Genomic DNA, 15,662 nt, shown 5'->3' on the forward strand with positions numbered 1-15,662 from the left:
ATTTTTTCGGATGAGCGCGTCACCCAACGCGCAGGACATTGTCGCTGCGCTTCTTGAGGCCCGTCTGTCGGGTCAGGCATTGCCGGCTTTCCCTGCCCCCGTCCCCGCCACCCTCGCCGACGCCTATGCCGCCCAGCACAAACTTCGCGTCGCGCTCGGCCGGCCAGTGCTTGGCTGGAAGCTCGGGCGCGTACCGCCGCCCCTCGTCGCCTCGCTCGGCGCGACGCGGCTCGCAGGCCCCGTGTTGCACTGCGCCGATCTCGATGGCGAAAATCCTGGCGAAGCGCGCATCTTTGTCGGCGGCGCCAGCGCGATAGAGATCGAGGTGATGCTTCGTCTGCGTAGCGTCCCCGATCACCGGATCGACAGCGACGACGAAGCGCTGACCTATGTTGAAGAGGTGCGTGCAGGGTTCGAGGTTGCGAGTTCGCCCGCCCCTGACGTTTTCGACTACAGCCCCTTCGGAACCATCGCCGACGTCGGCATCAACAATGGCCTGCTCCTCGGCCCGCAGATCGACCTTGCGGACTTCGACGAGATCGAGGTTTCGACCGAGATCGACGGCGTACATGTGGGGACAGGACGGCCGTCAGGCGTGCTCGATGGTCCGCTTGGCTCGCTACGCTTTCTCGTCAACCTTCACCACGACGGCGTGATCACGCTCGAGCCGGGGCAATGGATCTCCGCCGGAGCGATCACCGGCGTCCATCCGATCGCGGCGGGACAGACCGCTACCGCGCAATTCGGCACCGCAATCCGCATCGCCTGCACCACCATTCCAGACACTGGATACCCAAGATGACCTCGCCCACCAAAACCATCGCCTGCTTCGGCGAAACCGTCCTGCGTCTGGCCGTCCCCGTCGGCGAATTTCCGCTGCAATCGCCGCGCCTCGACACCTATGTTGGCGGCGCCGAAACCAATGTCGCGGTCGCCCTTTCCACTCTCGGCCATCCGGTGCGGATGCTCGGCGCGCTTCCCGACGGACCGATTGGCGACGCAGCGGTCAGCGAACTGCGCCGTCACGGTGTCGATGCCGCGCATATGCTGCGTCCGGCGGGACGCATGGGCCTATATTATTACCTACCCGGCGGCACGATGCGCCCCGCGGAAGTCGTCTATGACCGCGCCGATTCGGCCTTTGCCGCGGCGAAGGCCGATGACTGGCGCTGGGACGAATTGCTCGCCGGGGTCGATTGGCTCCATGTCTCCGGCGTGACCCCCGCGCTCGGACCGCAAAGTGCCGAAGCGACGCTGGCGGCGGTGCGCGCCGCGCGCGCAGCGGGCATCCGCATATCGTTCGACGGCAATTGGCGCGGCCGCCTGTGGAGCCGCTGGAACAGCGACCCCGCAGCGACCCTTCGCCCAATCGTCGCCGAAGCCGATGTGCTGTTCGGTAACCACCGCGACGCCACGTTGCTGCTCGGCCGCGAATTTTCGGGCGATGGTCCCGACCGACGCCGCGATGCCGCGCTGGCACTCCTCGACGCCTTTCCGAAACTCGAAACCGTCGCGTCGACCGCACGGCATATCGTCGAGCCGACGAAACATCAGATCGTCGCGCGCATCGATCGCCGCGACGACCATGCACAGACCGAAACGGCCGATATCACGCCAATCACCGACCGCATCGGAACTGGCGACGCCTTTGCGGCAGGCGTGATCCACGGCCTTTTGACCACCGAAACCTTGGGTGCAGCAGTGCAACGCGGACTGGCGCTGGCGGCGCTCAAGCACGGGCTGCAAGGCGATTTCGCTCCCTTCACGCGTCCCATGGTCGAAAGCGTTTCATTCACCGCCGCCGACGTCGCCCGCTAGCATCGCTTAATCCCGCGCCCTGGCGCCCGTTAATGGGCGCATGACCACAAATGCAACATCTCGCGAGCCGGTAGGGCGGCTCCTGGATTGGCTGGGGCTTCGAAACCCACGAAGCGGTGCCCCGACGGACGAACCGCCACCCGACCCGCGTCAGACCCGGCGCGCGTTGGCGCAGGCGATCGCGTCCTTTCTGATCGACCATGATCTGGACGTGTCGCCCGCCAACCTGTCGCTGGCGCATGCCGCCTTTTCCGGCGCCAATCCCCAGCTCGCGCGAAAGATCGCCATGCGCGCGCAGTCGGGAGAGCCCATCACCCAGAGCTGGCTGGAGGAACTCGCGGCCAGCGATGGACGGATGCCCGATCAGGCGGATCTCGACCGATTGATCGCGCGGCTCGAAAGCAATCTCGAAACATTTTCCACCCACACCAAAGCGGCCCGCACGGTTGCTCATGATTACGGATCCGAACTCGAACAGCATGTCGTCGACCTTGAACAGGTCCAGCAAACCGGCCAGCTTGTTACCAACCTCGCCGGGCTCGCCCGCGCGATGCTCGAACGGACGCGCAAGGCCGAAAATGATATGCGCAGAAGCGAAAACGAGGCGAAGGCGCTGCGCCGTAGCCTCGCCCGCGCCAAGCGCGACGCCGAAATCGACTATCTGACCGGCCTGCCCAACCGCCGCGCGTTCGAAATCCTGCTCGAACATCATTATGCCGAAGCGAAGTCGGAGTGCGAGGCGCTGAGCGTCGCTTTCTGCGACATCGACGAATTTAAAAAGATCAACGACCTTCACGGACATGAGGCCGGCGACCGGGTGATCAAGCTGATCGCCGACACGCTGGCGAAAATATCCGACGATCATTGCCACGTCGCACGTCATGGCGGCGAGGAATTCGTCATGCTGTTCCGCGGCCTGCCGCCGGCCGACGCCGCACAACGGCTCGACGAGGCGCGCGACAGCCTCGCCGAGCGGAGGCTGATCAACCGCAAGACCGACGAGCCATTTGGCCAGGTCACCTTCTCGGGCGGGGTTGCGGACGTCTTTGGCTATGGCGAGGTCCGTGCCGCGCTGAAAGCCGCCGACGACGCGCTCTATCGCGCGAAGGAAGGCGGCCGGAACCGCATCGAGCTGGCCACTCCGGCCTAGGGTCTTAAATTATCAAGCTTCCCGCGAGGGGGCGGAAGGCCGCGGGCGATCGTTCATGCAAGAATGATCGCCCGCGACTATCCCTTTGAGCGTTCAGGCAGCCGGACGCCGGGCGTAGAAGCCGAACCCGGCGATGACCGCATAGCAGAGAGCCGGGAGCAATAGCGCTGTCGCGAGGCTCCCGGTGAGATCGGCGATCGCACCGGTTGCAAGCGGCACCACAGCACCGCCAAAGATGGCGACATTGATAATCCCCGACCCGTCGGCAGCACGGCTGCCGAGCTTTTCGGACGCAAGGCTGAAGATCGTCGGGAACATGATCGAATTCATCAGGCCGATTGCAAGCAAGCTATAACCCGAAACGACACCAACCGTATTGGTCGAGATCAAAATCAGGCTGATCGCTCCGACCGCGACGAAGGCAAGGAGCTTGCCGGGGCTGACCAGACGCATCAGGCCCGAACCGATGAAACGGCCGATCATGGCCCCGCCCCAATAGATGCCGATCAGCTTGCCCGCCGCCTGCTCGGGAAGCGCCATCACGCCCGGCTGCATCAGATAGCTGACGACCAGTGACCCGATCGACACTTCCGCACCGACATAAAGGAAGATGCACAGGGCACCGAAACCAAAGCGAGGACGCTTCAGCAAATCAAGGCCGGCGAGCCCGGCGCTTGCTTCGTGCCGCTCACCCTGCAGGCGATTGCGAAACAGCCACACCGCGCTGGCAACCACCGCCAGCGCCACGGCAATGCCCAAATAGCCATGAACGATCGCCTGGCTTTCAGCGGTGCGATAGGCATCGAGTTCGGCGCCCGAAAGCTGGTCGGCGCTGAGCGTCGCAAGGCTGCCGAGGATCAGGACCGAGCCGACGATCGGGAAAATGGTGGTGCCCAGCGAGTTAAACGCCTGCGCAAAGGTCAGGCGGCTGTGCGCCGTCTCGGGCTTTCCAAGCATGGAAATCAGCGGGTTGGATACGACCTGGACGATCACCACGCCGCTCGCCAGCACGAAAAGCGCAAACAGGAACAGGCCATAAACCGCATATTGCGAGGCCGGTATGAAGAGCAGGCAGCCGACCATCATCGTCAGCAATCCCGCGACCGCACCGCGCATATAGCCGATTTTCTTGACCAGCTTCGCGCCCGGAATACCGATCACCAGATAGGCGGTGAAAAAGCAGAATTGTACCAGCATCGCCTGGGTATAATTGAGCGTGAAGAGCTCCTTCAGCTTCGGAATAATCACGTCGTTGAGCGACGTGATCCCGCCAAAGATGAAGAACAGCCCCATAACGAACAGGCGCAGCTCGGGCGCATCGATATGCGTCCCGCCGCCTTTTCCAACAGCCGCATCGCCGCTGGGCGCAATCTCTGGCGCAAGTGCCATTTCTCTCTCCCCAATGATCGGCTTACGCCGTCCCATTTTGGGGTCTGATCACTTTACTGCGGGCGGGCAAGACAGATTATCGCCAACGGCTTCGACATTCGTATGCAGCAAGGTCACCGCCAGCCCCTTGTCGACCATCTGGGTGCCCCCTACGCCCAGCAAGTCGGCACCCGCCTCCCCCCCCAAAGCAGCGCAGCGGCACCCAGATGGTCACACGGCCCCCTGCATGCGCGCCTGACATCATCGGAAATATCGACCGCCAAGCCCGCCCGGCTTTAGCCGAACGGCCCCGAACCAACCGCATCGACCGAGCGGACAGCGATAGAGCCATTGGGGCTCGAGACCGACGGCGATCGAGCAATATTCGGGACCGATGTCGCGGCCGCGCGCCATCTATCACAATGGCGGCCAATTCTATGCCGGTGTCGGGGCGAAATTCCAGCAATGGGCGCTGAGGCTGTATCCGCCCCCTGACGGGGGGCTGGTATGTCGCTTTTCGCTAGCGAAGGATCAACGGCTCCAGCGCGCGAAAATCGCGGTCGGCAGTAACAGCCCCCTCGCCTCCTCGCGCACCGCCAACTCACCGCATTCAATCGTGCCCGGCAAATCAGCGAACAGCTGGTTCAGCAACTCTCCGATCGCCAACGCCGACATGCGCACCGCATAGACGGTCAGAAACAAAGCCCGGCTGTCGGCGTCGAGCAGTTTCCGGCAATCGGCGAGCAAGGGCGCCAGCCCTTCCTCAAGCTGCCAGCGCTCACCGTCGGGACCACGACCGAATTTGGGCGGATCGAGCAGGATCGCATCATAGCGTTTTTCCCGGCGCACTTCGCGCGCGGTGAACTTGCCCGCATCGTCGACGATCCAGCGGATCGGCTTGTCGTCATGCCCCGCCAGCGCTGCATTTTCGCGCGCCTGCGAAACCGACTTTTTCGACGCATCGACATGGGTCACCGACGCCCCTGCGGCGGCGAGCGCCTGACTGCCGACGCCGGTATAGCCGAACAGGTTCAGAAACGCCGGATCGGGCTTGTCGGCGATGCGTTCGCGCAGCCAGTCCCACACCGGCGCCATGTCGGGGAAGAAGCCCAAATGGCGAAAAGGCGTGCAACTCGCGGTGAAGCGCGTCTCGCGCCAGCCGAGCGGCCAGCCCTCGGTCGGCACCGGCTTGTTATAATACCAGCGGCCGCCGCCATCATCGTCGGAGGCGGGAATAAATTCGCCATCAGCGGCGTCCCAGTCGGCCGCGGGCAGCGCGGGCGCCCACATAGCCTGCGGTTCAGGGCGGATGAAACGGAAACGGCCATAGCGTTCGAGCTTGCGCCCGCCGCCGCTGTCGACCAGCCCATAATCGTCCCACGCCTCACCGATCAGCGTCTGGATGGGCTGAAGCTCAGCCACGGGCAACCGTCGCCAAGATATGGGCCTTCACCGCGTCATAGTCGCCGGGCAGGCGCTCGTAGCGTTCTTCGCGCTCGAACAAATTGCCAAGCCGCGCGGGCAACGGCGGCCGCACCCCGGTCGCGCGCTCGACCGCTTCACGGAACTTTGCCGGGTGCGCGGTTGCGAGCGTGACGATCGGTACGTCGGCCTCAATGTCGAGCGTGCGCGCCGCCGCGAGACCAACAGCGGTGTGCGGATCGATAATCTGGCCGCCATGTTCCTGCGCCCAGCGCAGCGCGAGCGCCATCGCGTCGCCGTCGATGCTGGCGCTGGAGAACAGCCCGCGCGAACCCGCGAGCATATCGCCGGGGATCGTCATCGCACGCTTCGCATCAAATTCACCCATCATGCTGGTGATTGCCGCGCCATCGCGGCCGGCGAGGTCGAACAGCAGGCGTTCGAAATTGCTGCTGACCTGAATATCCATGCTCGGCGTCGCGGTCGCGGTGACCGTTCCGGCGCTATAGTCGCCGCTGGTCAGCGCACGGTGGAGGATGTCGTTGACGTTGGTCGCGACGACCAGCCGCGCAATCGGCAGCCCCATTTGCGCCGCGACATAGCCCGCGAACACATCGCCGAAATTGCCCGTGGGGACGCTGAACGCGACCTTGCGGTCGGGTCCGCCCAGCCGCACGGCGGCGTAGAAATAATAGACGACCTGCGCCATCAGCCGCGCCCAGTTGATGCTGTTCACGGCGGAGAGCGTCAGTTGATCGCGGGCTTCGGCATCGCCGAACAGCCGCTTCACCATCGCCTGTGCATCATCGAAGCTGCCGTCGATCGCGATATTATAGACGTTGGGCGCCAGCACCGTCGTCATCTGGCGCCGCTGGACGTCGCTGACCCGGCCTTCGGGGTGGAGCATGAAGATGCGGATATGCTCGCGGCCCGCGACCGCCTCGATCGCCGCCGATCCGGTGTCGCCCGACGTTGCGCCGACGATCGTGATGTCAGTCTCACCGCCGCTCAGGAATTTCTCAAACAGCTGGCCGAGCAATTGCAGCGCGACATCCTTGAACGCCAGTGTCGGGCCATGGAAGAGTTCGAGCAGCCAGTGGCGGTGATCGAGCTGGACCAGCGGGGTCACCGCGTCGTGCCCGAAGCGTCCATAGGCGGCCTTGCACAGCTCGCGCAGCTCATCCTCGTTCAGCGCGCCCGCGACGAAGGGCGTCATCACCCGCACCGCGGTTTCGACATAGTCGAGCCCCGCCAGTGCGCGGATCTCGTCCGCCGTCATTTTCGGCCAATGCGCCGGCACATAGAGGCCACCGTCGTTCGCCAGTCCGGCAAGCGTTGCGGCACGAAAGTCGAGGGTCGGCGCGGAGCCGCGGGTGCTGATATAATCCATGACGAAATGCGCCTAGCGGCGACAGGTCATGGCCGCAAGCGGCGGCGGACAGCGAGAGCGTAGATAACGAGCGCCGCGAGCGCGAACAGGAACCATTGCCCGGCATAGGCGAGGTGGTTGTTCGGCGTGTCGGCTGCGGAGGGAACCGCGCTGGCGCGCAGCCCCGGAAGCGGCTTGTCGGCGATCAGCATCGCGCGCGCGGGCGCGGCCTTACCCGTCATCCGCTCGATCAGCGTCGGCTGTTCTGGCCCCGGGACGATCGTCCCCGCCACCGTTCCACCGCTCCATTTGGGCGGCGTAAAATCGTCGGTAATGCCGACATCGACCAAGACGCCTGGCCCTTCGGCACCCGTGCGGCAGTCGGCGATCATGCGAAAGCCTGCCTGCCCCTTGGCGTCGCTGCCGCTGCGCGGATCCCAGCGCACCGGCTCGAGGCAGACGACGCTGCTCTTGCGATAGAGCAGTGCATCGGGAACCGGCGGCAGGTCGGGATAAGCGACGGTCGCCGACATCGCCATATTGCGCTGATAGAGCGCAATCAGCCCCTCCTTCTCGGCCTTGCGCTGCAATTGCCAGACGCCGAGCGCGATCATGATCGCGACGGCGGCGAGCACGAGAATCGTCGGGACCAATGGCCAGCGACGGGAGACGGTGGCGGCGGTTTCAGTCATGCTCATCCTCCACGCGGCGCCCTTCGGCGGCCTGTCGTTGATGTTCGCTGGCGAGCAGCGCCGCCTTGACGATGCGCAGCCCATAAATCACCGCCCCGACAGTCAACGGCACCCACAGCAGGATATGCACCCACAAAGGCGGCGCCAAGAGCGAATCGAGCGTCAGTGCAAGCGCGATCAGCAGCGCTCCGATGATCAGCGTCAGAAAGGCCGCAGGACCGTCGCCGACATTATATCGACCGAAATCGAGCCCGCACGCTTCGCAGCGCTCGCGAAATTGCACCGGCCCGTCGAACAGCGGCGATGAACCACATTCGGGACACAGACCAAAAAGGGCGGCACGCCAGACCGGCGGCCGCCCCTTTGGAGTCGGATCGACTTGCGTCAACTTAGTGCGCGGCGACAGGTGCGCCCCAGCCGCCCCAGATGTAGACGATGATGAAGAGGAACAACCACACCACGTCGACGAAGTGCCAATACCATGCAGCGGCTTCAAAACCGAAATGCTGCTTGGGCGTGAAGTGGCCCTTATAGGTACGCACGAGGCAGACGATCAGGAAGATCGTGCCGACGAGCACATGGAAACCGTGGAAGCCGGTCGCCATATAGAAGGCAGAGCTATAATTCGTCTGACCGAACGGGAACGGCGCGTGCATATATTCATATGCCTGGATCGTCGAGAAGACGACGCCAAGAATGATCGTCAGCCACAGGCCCTTCTTCAGGCCTTCACGGTCACCGTGAATCAGCGAATGATGCGCCCAGGTGATCGTCGTGCCCGAGCAGAGCAGAATCAGCGTGTTGAGCAGCGGCAGCGTGAAGCCGTCAATGACTTCGATGCCCTTCGGCGGCCATTGCGTGATCGCCGTGGCGCCATCCTGGCCGAACAGCGACGTCACCGCGCCATCGACGACCTCGATCGGCACCGGGAACAGCGAGAAATCGAACCAGGCCCAGAACCAGCCAACGAAGAACATGACTTCCGACGCGATAAACAGGATCATGCCGTAACGCATGTGAAGCTGAACGACCGGCGTATGGTCGCCTGCATGGGCTTCGTTGATGACGTCCGACCACCAGCTGAAGAAGGTGCCGATCACGCCCATAAGGCCCAGGCCGAGCACCCATTTGCCGACGCCGCCGAAATAATCCGCGTGCATCGTCATCACGAGCCCGAAGAACATCACCAGCGCAGCGACCGAGCCGAACAACGGCCAGACGCTGGGATTTACCAGGTGATAATCATGATGTTTGGCACCAGCCATGTCACTATTCCCGTTTTGCAGCCCCAGCATCGCGATTCCCCATCGCTCGCCGGTCCTTTGATTAGACTCTTGATCGCGGCCTTAGCTCGCCTTTTTACCCTCGTCTACAGGGTGGAAGGTGTAGCTGAGGGTGATTTCCTGAACGTCGCGCGCATCGGGGTCGTCCATGATCTTGGGATCGACAAAGAACAACACCGGCATGCGCATTTGCTGCCCTGGCTCCAACCGTTGTTCGGTGAAGCAGAAGCATTGTATCTTGGTAAAATATTTTCCCGCCTGAGTCGGCGTGACATTGAAGCTCGCGGTCCCGACTACCGGATGCGCCGAATTATTTTCAGCGATAAAGATCGCCATGTCGCGCGCGCCGATGCTCACCGTATCGCGGGGATGCTCGGGATAGAATTTCCATGGCAATTTTGGCGACACATTCGCGTCGAACCGCACCGACATCGTTTGATTCAGAATCTCGGGCTCGGCGGCGGCCGCGACCGGATCATAACGCTGCGTCGTGCCGCCAAAGCCCGTTACACGGCAGAACAGATCGTAAAGCGGCACTGCGGCAAAGCCGACCCCGACCATCGCCAGCGCCATCGCCGAAGCGAGGCTCGCCGTCTTTGCATTGGGGGAGAGTTCAATCTTCATTGGAAAATCTGCATCTTTGCGATGGTGATCAAAAAGAAAAGGATCGCGAGCGCGCCGAGCATCCACGCCATCATATTGGCGCGACTGCGCTGGCGACGGCGATATTCCGCCTCGTCGAACGGCTCTTGATTCGGTTCCTGGGTCATAGTGGCCACCAATGGTCGGCGACGACTGCGCCGAACAAAATGAAAAGATAAGCGATCGAATAGGCAAAGAGGCGCTTTTCAGGGCGCATCAGATCGCCCTCGCCCGTCGTCCGCGTACCGACCTGGATCGACAGCAATACGAACAGTGCCGAGAGTAATACAGCGGTCCAGCCATAAAGCGCCCCGGTGTAACCGAGCGGCCAGGGCACGATCGCCGCCGCCGCCATGATCACCGCATAAAGGAGAATCTGGCGGCGCGTCGATTTCTCGCCGGCAACGACGGGCATCATCGGGATGCCCGCAGCGGCATAATCTGACTTCACGAACAGTGCGAGCGCCCAGAAATGCGGGGGGGTCCACAGGAAGATCAACAGGAAGAGCAGCACCGGCAACGGCGCAATGCCTCCCGTCGCCGCGACCCAACCGATCAGCGGCGGGAACGCACCGGCGGCGCCGCCGATGACAATATTCTGCGGCGTGCGCGGCTTCAGCCACATCGTATAGATGAAAACATAGAAAAGAATCGAAGCGGCCAGCAGCAACGCCGCCTGCCAGTTCGATGCAAAAAGCATCAGAAAGACCGAAAAGGCGGCCAATCCGACGCCGAATTGCAAAGCCGTCTGCGGATCGAGCCGCCCGGCGGGTAGCGGCCGATTGGCCGTCCGCTTCATCTTCGCGTCGATTCCCGCCTCATACCATTGGTTGAGCGCGCCCGACGCCCCTGCGCCCAGCGCAATCGCCAGAACCGAAGAGAATGCGAGAATCGGATGGACGTGTCCCGGCGCTGCGAGCAGACCGCACAAGGCAGTGAACACCACCAGCGACATGACGCGCGGCTTGGTCAGCGCGAACAGGTCGCGCCAATCGGCGGGAAGCGCCGTTTCGGCATGGGTCAGGCTCTGCGCCATGATAACTCCAGCCTGGTAGGAAACGCCCCCTGCCAGAATTGGCAGGGGGCGAAACCGATCAGGCGATACGCGGCAGTTCGTTGAACTGATGGAACGGCGGCGGGCTCGACAGCGTCCATTCGAGCGTCGTCGCGCCTTCGCCCCACGGATTGTCGGCGGCCTTCTTACCGGCAACCAGCGAGTAGAGGATGTTCACGAAGAAGATCAGCACGCCGACCGCCATGATCACATAGCCATAGGACGAGATCAGGTGCCAGAAGGCATAGGCTTCGGGATAGTCGGGGTAGCGACGCGGCATGCCCTGCTGACCCAGGAAGTGCTGGGGGAAGAACAGGACGTTCACGCCGATGAAGAAGATCCAGAAGTGCAACTGCCCGAGGAACTCGTTGTACATCCGGCCCGACATCTTCGGGAACCAGTAATAGAAGCCGGCGAAGAGCGAGAAGACCGCGCCCAGCGAAAGCACATAGTGAAAGTGCGCGACGACATAATAGGTGTCGTGCAGCGCGGTATCGACGCCGCCATTGGCGAGTACGACGCCGGTGACGCCGCCCACGGTGAACATGAAGATGAAGCCGAGCGCCCAGACCATCGGGGTCTTGAAGCTCATCGAACCGCCCCACATGGTGGCGATCCAGCTGAAGATCTTGATGCCCGTCGGGACTGCGATGACCATCGTCGCGGCGGTGAAGTACATCTTGAGGTTCACGCTCATGCCGACCGTGAACATGTGGTGGGCCCACACGATGAAGCCGACGGCGCCGATCGCGACCATGGCATAGGCCATGCCGAGATAACCGAACACCGGCTTGCGGCTGAAGGTCGAGATGATCTGGCTGACGATGCCAAATCCGGGCAGGATCATGATGTAGACTTCGGGGTGACCGAAGAACCAGAAGAGATGCTGGTAAAGCACCGGATCGCCGCCGCCCGTGGCATCATAGAAGGTCGTGCCGAAGTTACGGTCGGTCAGCAGCATGGTGATTGCGGCCGCAAGAACCGGCAGCGCGAGCAGCAGAAGGAAGGCGGTGACGAGCACCGACCACACGAACAACGGCATTTTGTGCAGGGTCATGCCCGGCGCGCGCATGTTGAAGATGGTGGTGATGAAGTTGATCGCACCAAGGATCGACGCCGCGCCTGCAAGGTGGAGCGAGAAAATCGCCATGTCGACAGCGGGCCCAACCGAGCCGCTGGTAGACAGCGGTGCGTAGACCGTCCAGCCGGTGCCGGCACCAAGGCCGCTACCGCCAGGGACGAACATCGAACCGACCAGCATCACGAACGCAACCGCAGTGAGCCAGAAGGAAACGTTGTTCATGCGCGGGAAGGCCATGTCGGGCGCGCCGATCATCAGCGGCACGAACCAGTTGCCGAAGCCGCCGATCATCGCGGGCATGACCATGAAGAAGACCATGATCAGACCGTGGGCGGTGATCATGACGTTCCAGAAATGCTTGCCCTGAACTTCGCCCGCGCCTGCGTCAAAGAATTGGGCCCAGCCGGTCAGATACTGAACGCCGGGATGCGCCAGCTCGAGGCGCATCATCCCAGAGATCACACCGCCGACGATACCGGCAATGATCGCGAAGATCAGATAGAGGGTGCCGATGTCCTTGTGGTTCGTGGACATGAACCAGCGGACGAAAAAGCTCGGCGTATCATGGTCGTCATGCGCATGGTCGTGACCATGTGCGGGTGCAGTCGCTGCAATATCGGTCATCTGTCGGACCCCTTATTAATTCTTGGCGGCCGGAGCGGCGGCGGGAGCCGCAGCCGGGGCTGCTTCGGTCGTGGCGGCAGCAGGCGTCGGCGCGACAGCGGCAGGCGCCGCCGCAGTTTCACCCGAAGGATTGCCGCCCTTCGAGCGCACCCAGGCTTCCCACTTATCGACCGGCAGCACTTCTACCGCGATCGGCATATAGCCATGATCGACGCCGCACAGTTCCGAACACTGGCCATAATAGACGCCAACCTTGGTCGCGGTGAACGTCGTTTCGTTGGCACGGCCGGGAACGGCGTCCATCTTGGTCCAGAAAGCAGGAACCGCAAAGCTGTGGATCACGTCGGCCCCGGTGATGATCAATTTCACCTGACGACCAACGGGGACGACCATGCGATTGTCAACGGCGAGATGATAGGGTTCGCCAGCGGCCTTGGCCTTATCTTCGGGAAGGATCTTCGACACATATTCGCCGATGCCCTGGTCAGGATAGGCATAGCCCCAATACCATTGGTAGCCCGTGACCTTGATCGTCAGCGCATCCTTCGACGGCGGCGCATATTGCGCGGCGAGCAGCTTGATCGACGGGACCGCGACCACCGCGAGGATCAGAACCGGAATAGCGGTCCAGATAATCTCGATGAAGGTGTTGTGGGTCGTCTTCGACGGAACCGGGTTCGCCTTGGCGCGGTAGCGTGCCATCGCCCAGAGCATCAAGCCGAGCACGAGGAGCGTGATCACGGTGATCACCGGCAGCAGGATATAATGATTAAACTCATACGCCTGCTGACCGATCGGCGTCACCTGCGGCTGGAAATTAATTCCTGCATCGACCGGCTGGCCGACACCCGCAGTGGGCTTCATTGGGACATAGGTCGCGTCGCCGGCGGGCACTGCCGCATCAGCTTTGGCCGGAGTCGCCGCAGTTGTGGCCGCTGCGGGCGCGACGGGCGCCGGATTCGCGGTTGCCGTTGCGACGGGCGCTTCGACCGGAGCCGTAGCAGGTGCTTGCGCATGGGCCGCACCGACGGCGCCAAGCGACAAAGCTGCCGCAATTACAAGGGTTTTCAAGCTCTTCATAAGGATAGTGCCGCCCGTTGCCTGTTGTTCTTTCGTTGGCTCAGCCCGTCCGTGCCAACCACCGACACGGGTCGGGGCAGCCGGCAGAGGGGCTGAAACTCGCGGGCGCTATAGACCCGCTTGCCGCTTGCCTCAAGCATCTCTAACACTATTTTGCGGTCAGCAAATCTGCGCCGCCAAAACCCCGTCGCCCATCAAGAGCGACGCTCTATATATAAAGAACGCACTCCCGATGACCGACGATGAAATCCTGGCCGAATTCCGCGCCGCCGACGCGCTGCTACAGGGGCACTTCCTGCTCTCTTCCGGACGCCACAGTGAATATTATCTGCAATGCGCGCGCGTTCTGATGGACACCGAACGCGCGGGGCGTCTCGCCGTCGCGCTCGCCGCCAAGCTGCCGCGCGACCTGAAACAGGCCATCGACGTGGTCGTCTCGCCGGCAATGGGCGGCATTATCATAGGGCATGAGATGGGCCGCGCGCTCGGCAAGCCCGCAATCTTCGTCGAGCGCCCCACCGGCACCTTCGAACTGCGCCGCGGCTTTGCGATCGCACCCGGCAGCAAAGTCCTGATGGTCGAGGACGTCGTCACCACCGGTCTGTCGTCGCGCGAAGCGATGGAAGCGGTGCGCGCGGCGGGCGGCGAAGTGCTGGCCGAAGCCGCGCTGGTCGACCGCTCGGCGGGCAGCGTCGATCTGGGCGTTCCCTTCTATCCGCTCGTCGCGATCAATTTCCCGACCTATGCCGAAGATCAGCTTCCTGAAGCCCTGGCAGCGACGCCGGCGATCAAGCCCGGCAGCCGGAGCCCGGCAGCTTGACCCCGCCCCGCCCCGCCCGGCTGCGGCTCGGCGTCAACATCGATCATGTGGCGACGATCCGCAACGCGCGCGGCGGCGAGCACCCCGACCCCGTGCGTGCGGCAGAAATCGTCGCGTCGGTCGGCGGCGACGGCATCACCGCGCATCTGCGCGAAGACCGGCGCCATATTCGCGACGACGACCTTGCGCGCATCCAGGCCGCGACCGATCTGCCGCTCAACCTTGAAATGGCGGCGACCGACGAAATGGTCGAGATCGCGCTGCGCCACAATCCGCACGCGGCGTGCATCGTCCCCGAAAAGCGCGAAGAGCGCACGACCGAGGGCGGGCTTGATGCGGCGGGCCAGCACAACCACCTCGCCCCGATCGTCGCGCGACTGAATGACGCCGGCATTCGCGTCAGCCTGTTCATCGAGCCCGACGCACGGCAGATCGAGGCGGCGATGCGTTTGCGTGCGCCCGTCGTCGAATTCCACACCGGCCGCTATGCGCATGTCGAAGGCGAGGAACGCGCGGCGGAACTGCGCCGCCTTGCCGACGCAGCCGCGCTCGCGTGGAAAAATGGCATTGAGCCGCACGCCGGGCACGGCCTGACTTATGACAATGTCGTCCCGGTCGCGGCGATCCCGCAGCTCGCCGAACTCAACATCGGCCATTATCTGATCGGCGAGGCAATCTTTACCGGGCTGGAGGATGCGGTGCGCCGGATGCGCCTGCTGATGGACGAGGCGCGCGGCGCCGCATGACCCATTTCGTCATTGCGAGCGAAGCGAAGCAATCCAGAGCGGCACAATGCCGCCCCTGGATTGCCGCGTCGCCTTCGGCTCCTCGCAATGACGAAATTGGAGTGATGTCTTGATCATCGGCCTGGGTTCCGACCTTTGTAATATAGAACGTATCCAGGCCTCGCTCGATCGCTTCGGCCAGCGCTTCGAAAATCGCGTCTTCACCGATGTCGAGCGCGCCAAGGCGGCGCGCCGCCCCTTCACCCGCGCCGGAACCTACGCCAAGCGCTTCGCAGCGAAGGAGGCTTTTTCGAAGGCCGTCGGCACCGGATTCAAGCGCGGCGTGTTCATGAAAGACATTGGCGTCGTCAACGCACCATCGGGCGCACCGACGCTGGCGCTGACCGGCGGCGCTGCTGACCGGCTGGCCCAGATGATCCCGCCCGGCCACAGCGCGCATATCCATCTGACACTGACCGACGACCATCCCTGGGCGCAGGCCTTTGTCATCATCGAAGCAATCAAGGACTGAAT

17 protein-coding genes are annotated in these 15,662 nt (G+C 63.1%); 6 read left to right on the forward strand and 11 right to left on the reverse strand.

All coding sequences use genetic code 11. The annotated features are described in order from the left end of the window. Positions 1-10 precede the first annotated feature (10 nt). The 3 genes from CDQ91_RS04335 (at position 11) to CDQ91_RS04345 (ending at position 2,968) form a co-directional block, all read left to right on the forward strand. Positions 11-802, forward strand: coding sequence for a 2-keto-4-pentenoate hydratase (locus CDQ91_RS04335; protein WP_088471506.1), 792 nt, complete (start codon positions 11-13; stop codon positions 800-802). Beyond that, on the forward strand, positions 799-1,818 hold the full coding sequence (locus CDQ91_RS04340; RefSeq protein WP_088471507.1) for a sugar kinase: 1,020 nt from the start codon (positions 799-801) through the stop codon (positions 1,816-1,818). The genes CDQ91_RS04335 and CDQ91_RS04340 overlap by 4 nt, the downstream gene beginning before the upstream one ends. A 166-nt stretch (positions 1,819-1,984) precedes the next feature. Next, positions 1,985-2,968: a GGDEF domain-containing protein gene (locus CDQ91_RS04345; protein ID WP_237245816.1), complete on the forward strand. Its 984-nt coding sequence runs from the start codon at positions 1,985-1,987 to the stop codon at positions 2,966-2,968. A gap of 93 nt (positions 2,969-3,061) precedes the next feature. On the opposite strand, the gene CDQ91_RS04350 is transcribed toward CDQ91_RS04345, so the two are convergent. The 11 genes from CDQ91_RS04350 to coxB form a co-directional block, all read right to left on the reverse strand. Further along, on the reverse strand, positions 3,062-4,357 hold the full coding sequence (locus CDQ91_RS04350) for a sugar MFS transporter (protein WP_088471509.1): 1,296 nt from the start codon (positions 4,355-4,357) through the stop codon (positions 3,062-3,064). A gap of 510 nt (positions 4,358-4,867) precedes the next feature. Next, positions 4,868-5,758 (reverse strand): class I SAM-dependent methyltransferase, encoded by an 891-nt coding sequence (locus CDQ91_RS04355; protein WP_088471510.1) that lies wholly within the window; start codon positions 5,756-5,758, stop codon positions 4,868-4,870. Next, a complete protein-coding gene (thrC, locus tag CDQ91_RS04360; protein ID WP_088471511.1) occupies positions 5,751-7,148 on the reverse strand; it encodes a threonine synthase in 1,398 nt (465 codons plus the stop codon). Before thrC ends, CDQ91_RS04355 begins: the two co-directional genes overlap by 8 nt. Positions 7,149-7,174: 26 nt before the next feature. Beyond that, positions 7,175-7,819 (reverse strand): SURF1 family protein, encoded by a 645-nt coding sequence (locus CDQ91_RS04365; RefSeq protein ID WP_164499228.1) that lies wholly within the window; start codon positions 7,817-7,819, stop codon positions 7,175-7,177. Beyond that, positions 7,812-8,207 (reverse strand): DUF983 domain-containing protein, encoded by a 396-nt coding sequence (locus CDQ91_RS04370; RefSeq protein WP_088471512.1) that lies wholly within the window; start codon positions 8,205-8,207, stop codon positions 7,812-7,814. Before CDQ91_RS04370 ends, CDQ91_RS04365 begins: the two co-directional genes overlap by 8 nt. A gap of 1 nt (position 8,208) precedes the next feature. Further along, positions 8,209-9,084: a cytochrome c oxidase subunit 3 gene (locus tag CDQ91_RS04375; RefSeq protein WP_088471513.1), complete on the reverse strand. Its 876-nt coding sequence runs from the start codon at positions 9,082-9,084 to the stop codon at positions 8,209-8,211. Between the two features lie 81 nt (positions 9,085-9,165). Next, on the reverse strand, positions 9,166-9,726 hold the full coding sequence (locus tag CDQ91_RS04380) for a cytochrome c oxidase assembly protein (RefSeq protein ID WP_088471514.1): 561 nt from the start codon (positions 9,724-9,726) through the stop codon (positions 9,166-9,168). Further along, entirely contained in the window at positions 9,723-9,872 is a 150-nt protein-coding gene (locus tag CDQ91_RS21440; RefSeq protein WP_164499229.1) for a hypothetical protein, read from the reverse strand. The genes CDQ91_RS04380 and CDQ91_RS21440 overlap by 4 nt, the downstream gene beginning before the upstream one ends. Further along, positions 9,869-10,780, reverse strand: a complete 912-nt coding sequence (locus CDQ91_RS04385) for a heme o synthase (RefSeq protein WP_088471515.1) — start codon at positions 10,778-10,780, stop codon at positions 9,869-9,871. Before CDQ91_RS04385 ends, CDQ91_RS21440 begins: the two co-directional genes overlap by 4 nt. Positions 10,781-10,838: 58 nt before the next feature. Next, positions 10,839-12,503 (reverse strand): cytochrome c oxidase subunit I, encoded by a 1,665-nt coding sequence (gene ctaD / locus CDQ91_RS04390; RefSeq protein ID WP_088471516.1) that lies wholly within the window; start codon positions 12,501-12,503, stop codon positions 10,839-10,841. A gap of 15 nt (positions 12,504-12,518) precedes the next feature. After that, positions 12,519-13,583, reverse strand: a complete 1,065-nt coding sequence (gene coxB / locus CDQ91_RS04395; RefSeq protein WP_088471517.1) for a cytochrome c oxidase subunit II — start codon at positions 13,581-13,583, stop codon at positions 12,519-12,521. A 232-nt stretch (positions 13,584-13,815) separates the two neighbouring features. Between coxB and pyrE the strand changes: the two genes are divergently transcribed. The 3 genes from pyrE (at position 13,816) to acpS (ending at position 15,660) form a co-directional block, all read left to right on the forward strand. Further along, entirely contained in the window at positions 13,816-14,403 is a 588-nt protein-coding gene (gene pyrE / locus CDQ91_RS04400; protein WP_088471518.1) for an orotate phosphoribosyltransferase, read from the forward strand. After that, on the forward strand, positions 14,400-15,149 hold the full coding sequence (locus CDQ91_RS04405; protein ID WP_088471519.1) for a pyridoxine 5'-phosphate synthase: 750 nt from the start codon (positions 14,400-14,402) through the stop codon (positions 15,147-15,149). The genes pyrE and CDQ91_RS04405 overlap by 4 nt, the downstream gene beginning before the upstream one ends. A gap of 109 nt (positions 15,150-15,258) precedes the next feature. Further along, a complete protein-coding gene (gene acpS / locus CDQ91_RS04410; protein WP_088471520.1) occupies positions 15,259-15,660 on the forward strand; it encodes a holo-ACP synthase in 402 nt (133 codons plus the stop codon). Positions 15,661-15,662: the final 2 nt, after the last annotated feature.

This window comes from Sphingopyxis witflariensis (genome assembly GCF_002205635.1).
GTDB classification, from domain to species: domain Bacteria; phylum Pseudomonadota; class Alphaproteobacteria; order Sphingomonadales; family Sphingomonadaceae; genus Sphingopyxis; species Sphingopyxis witflariensis.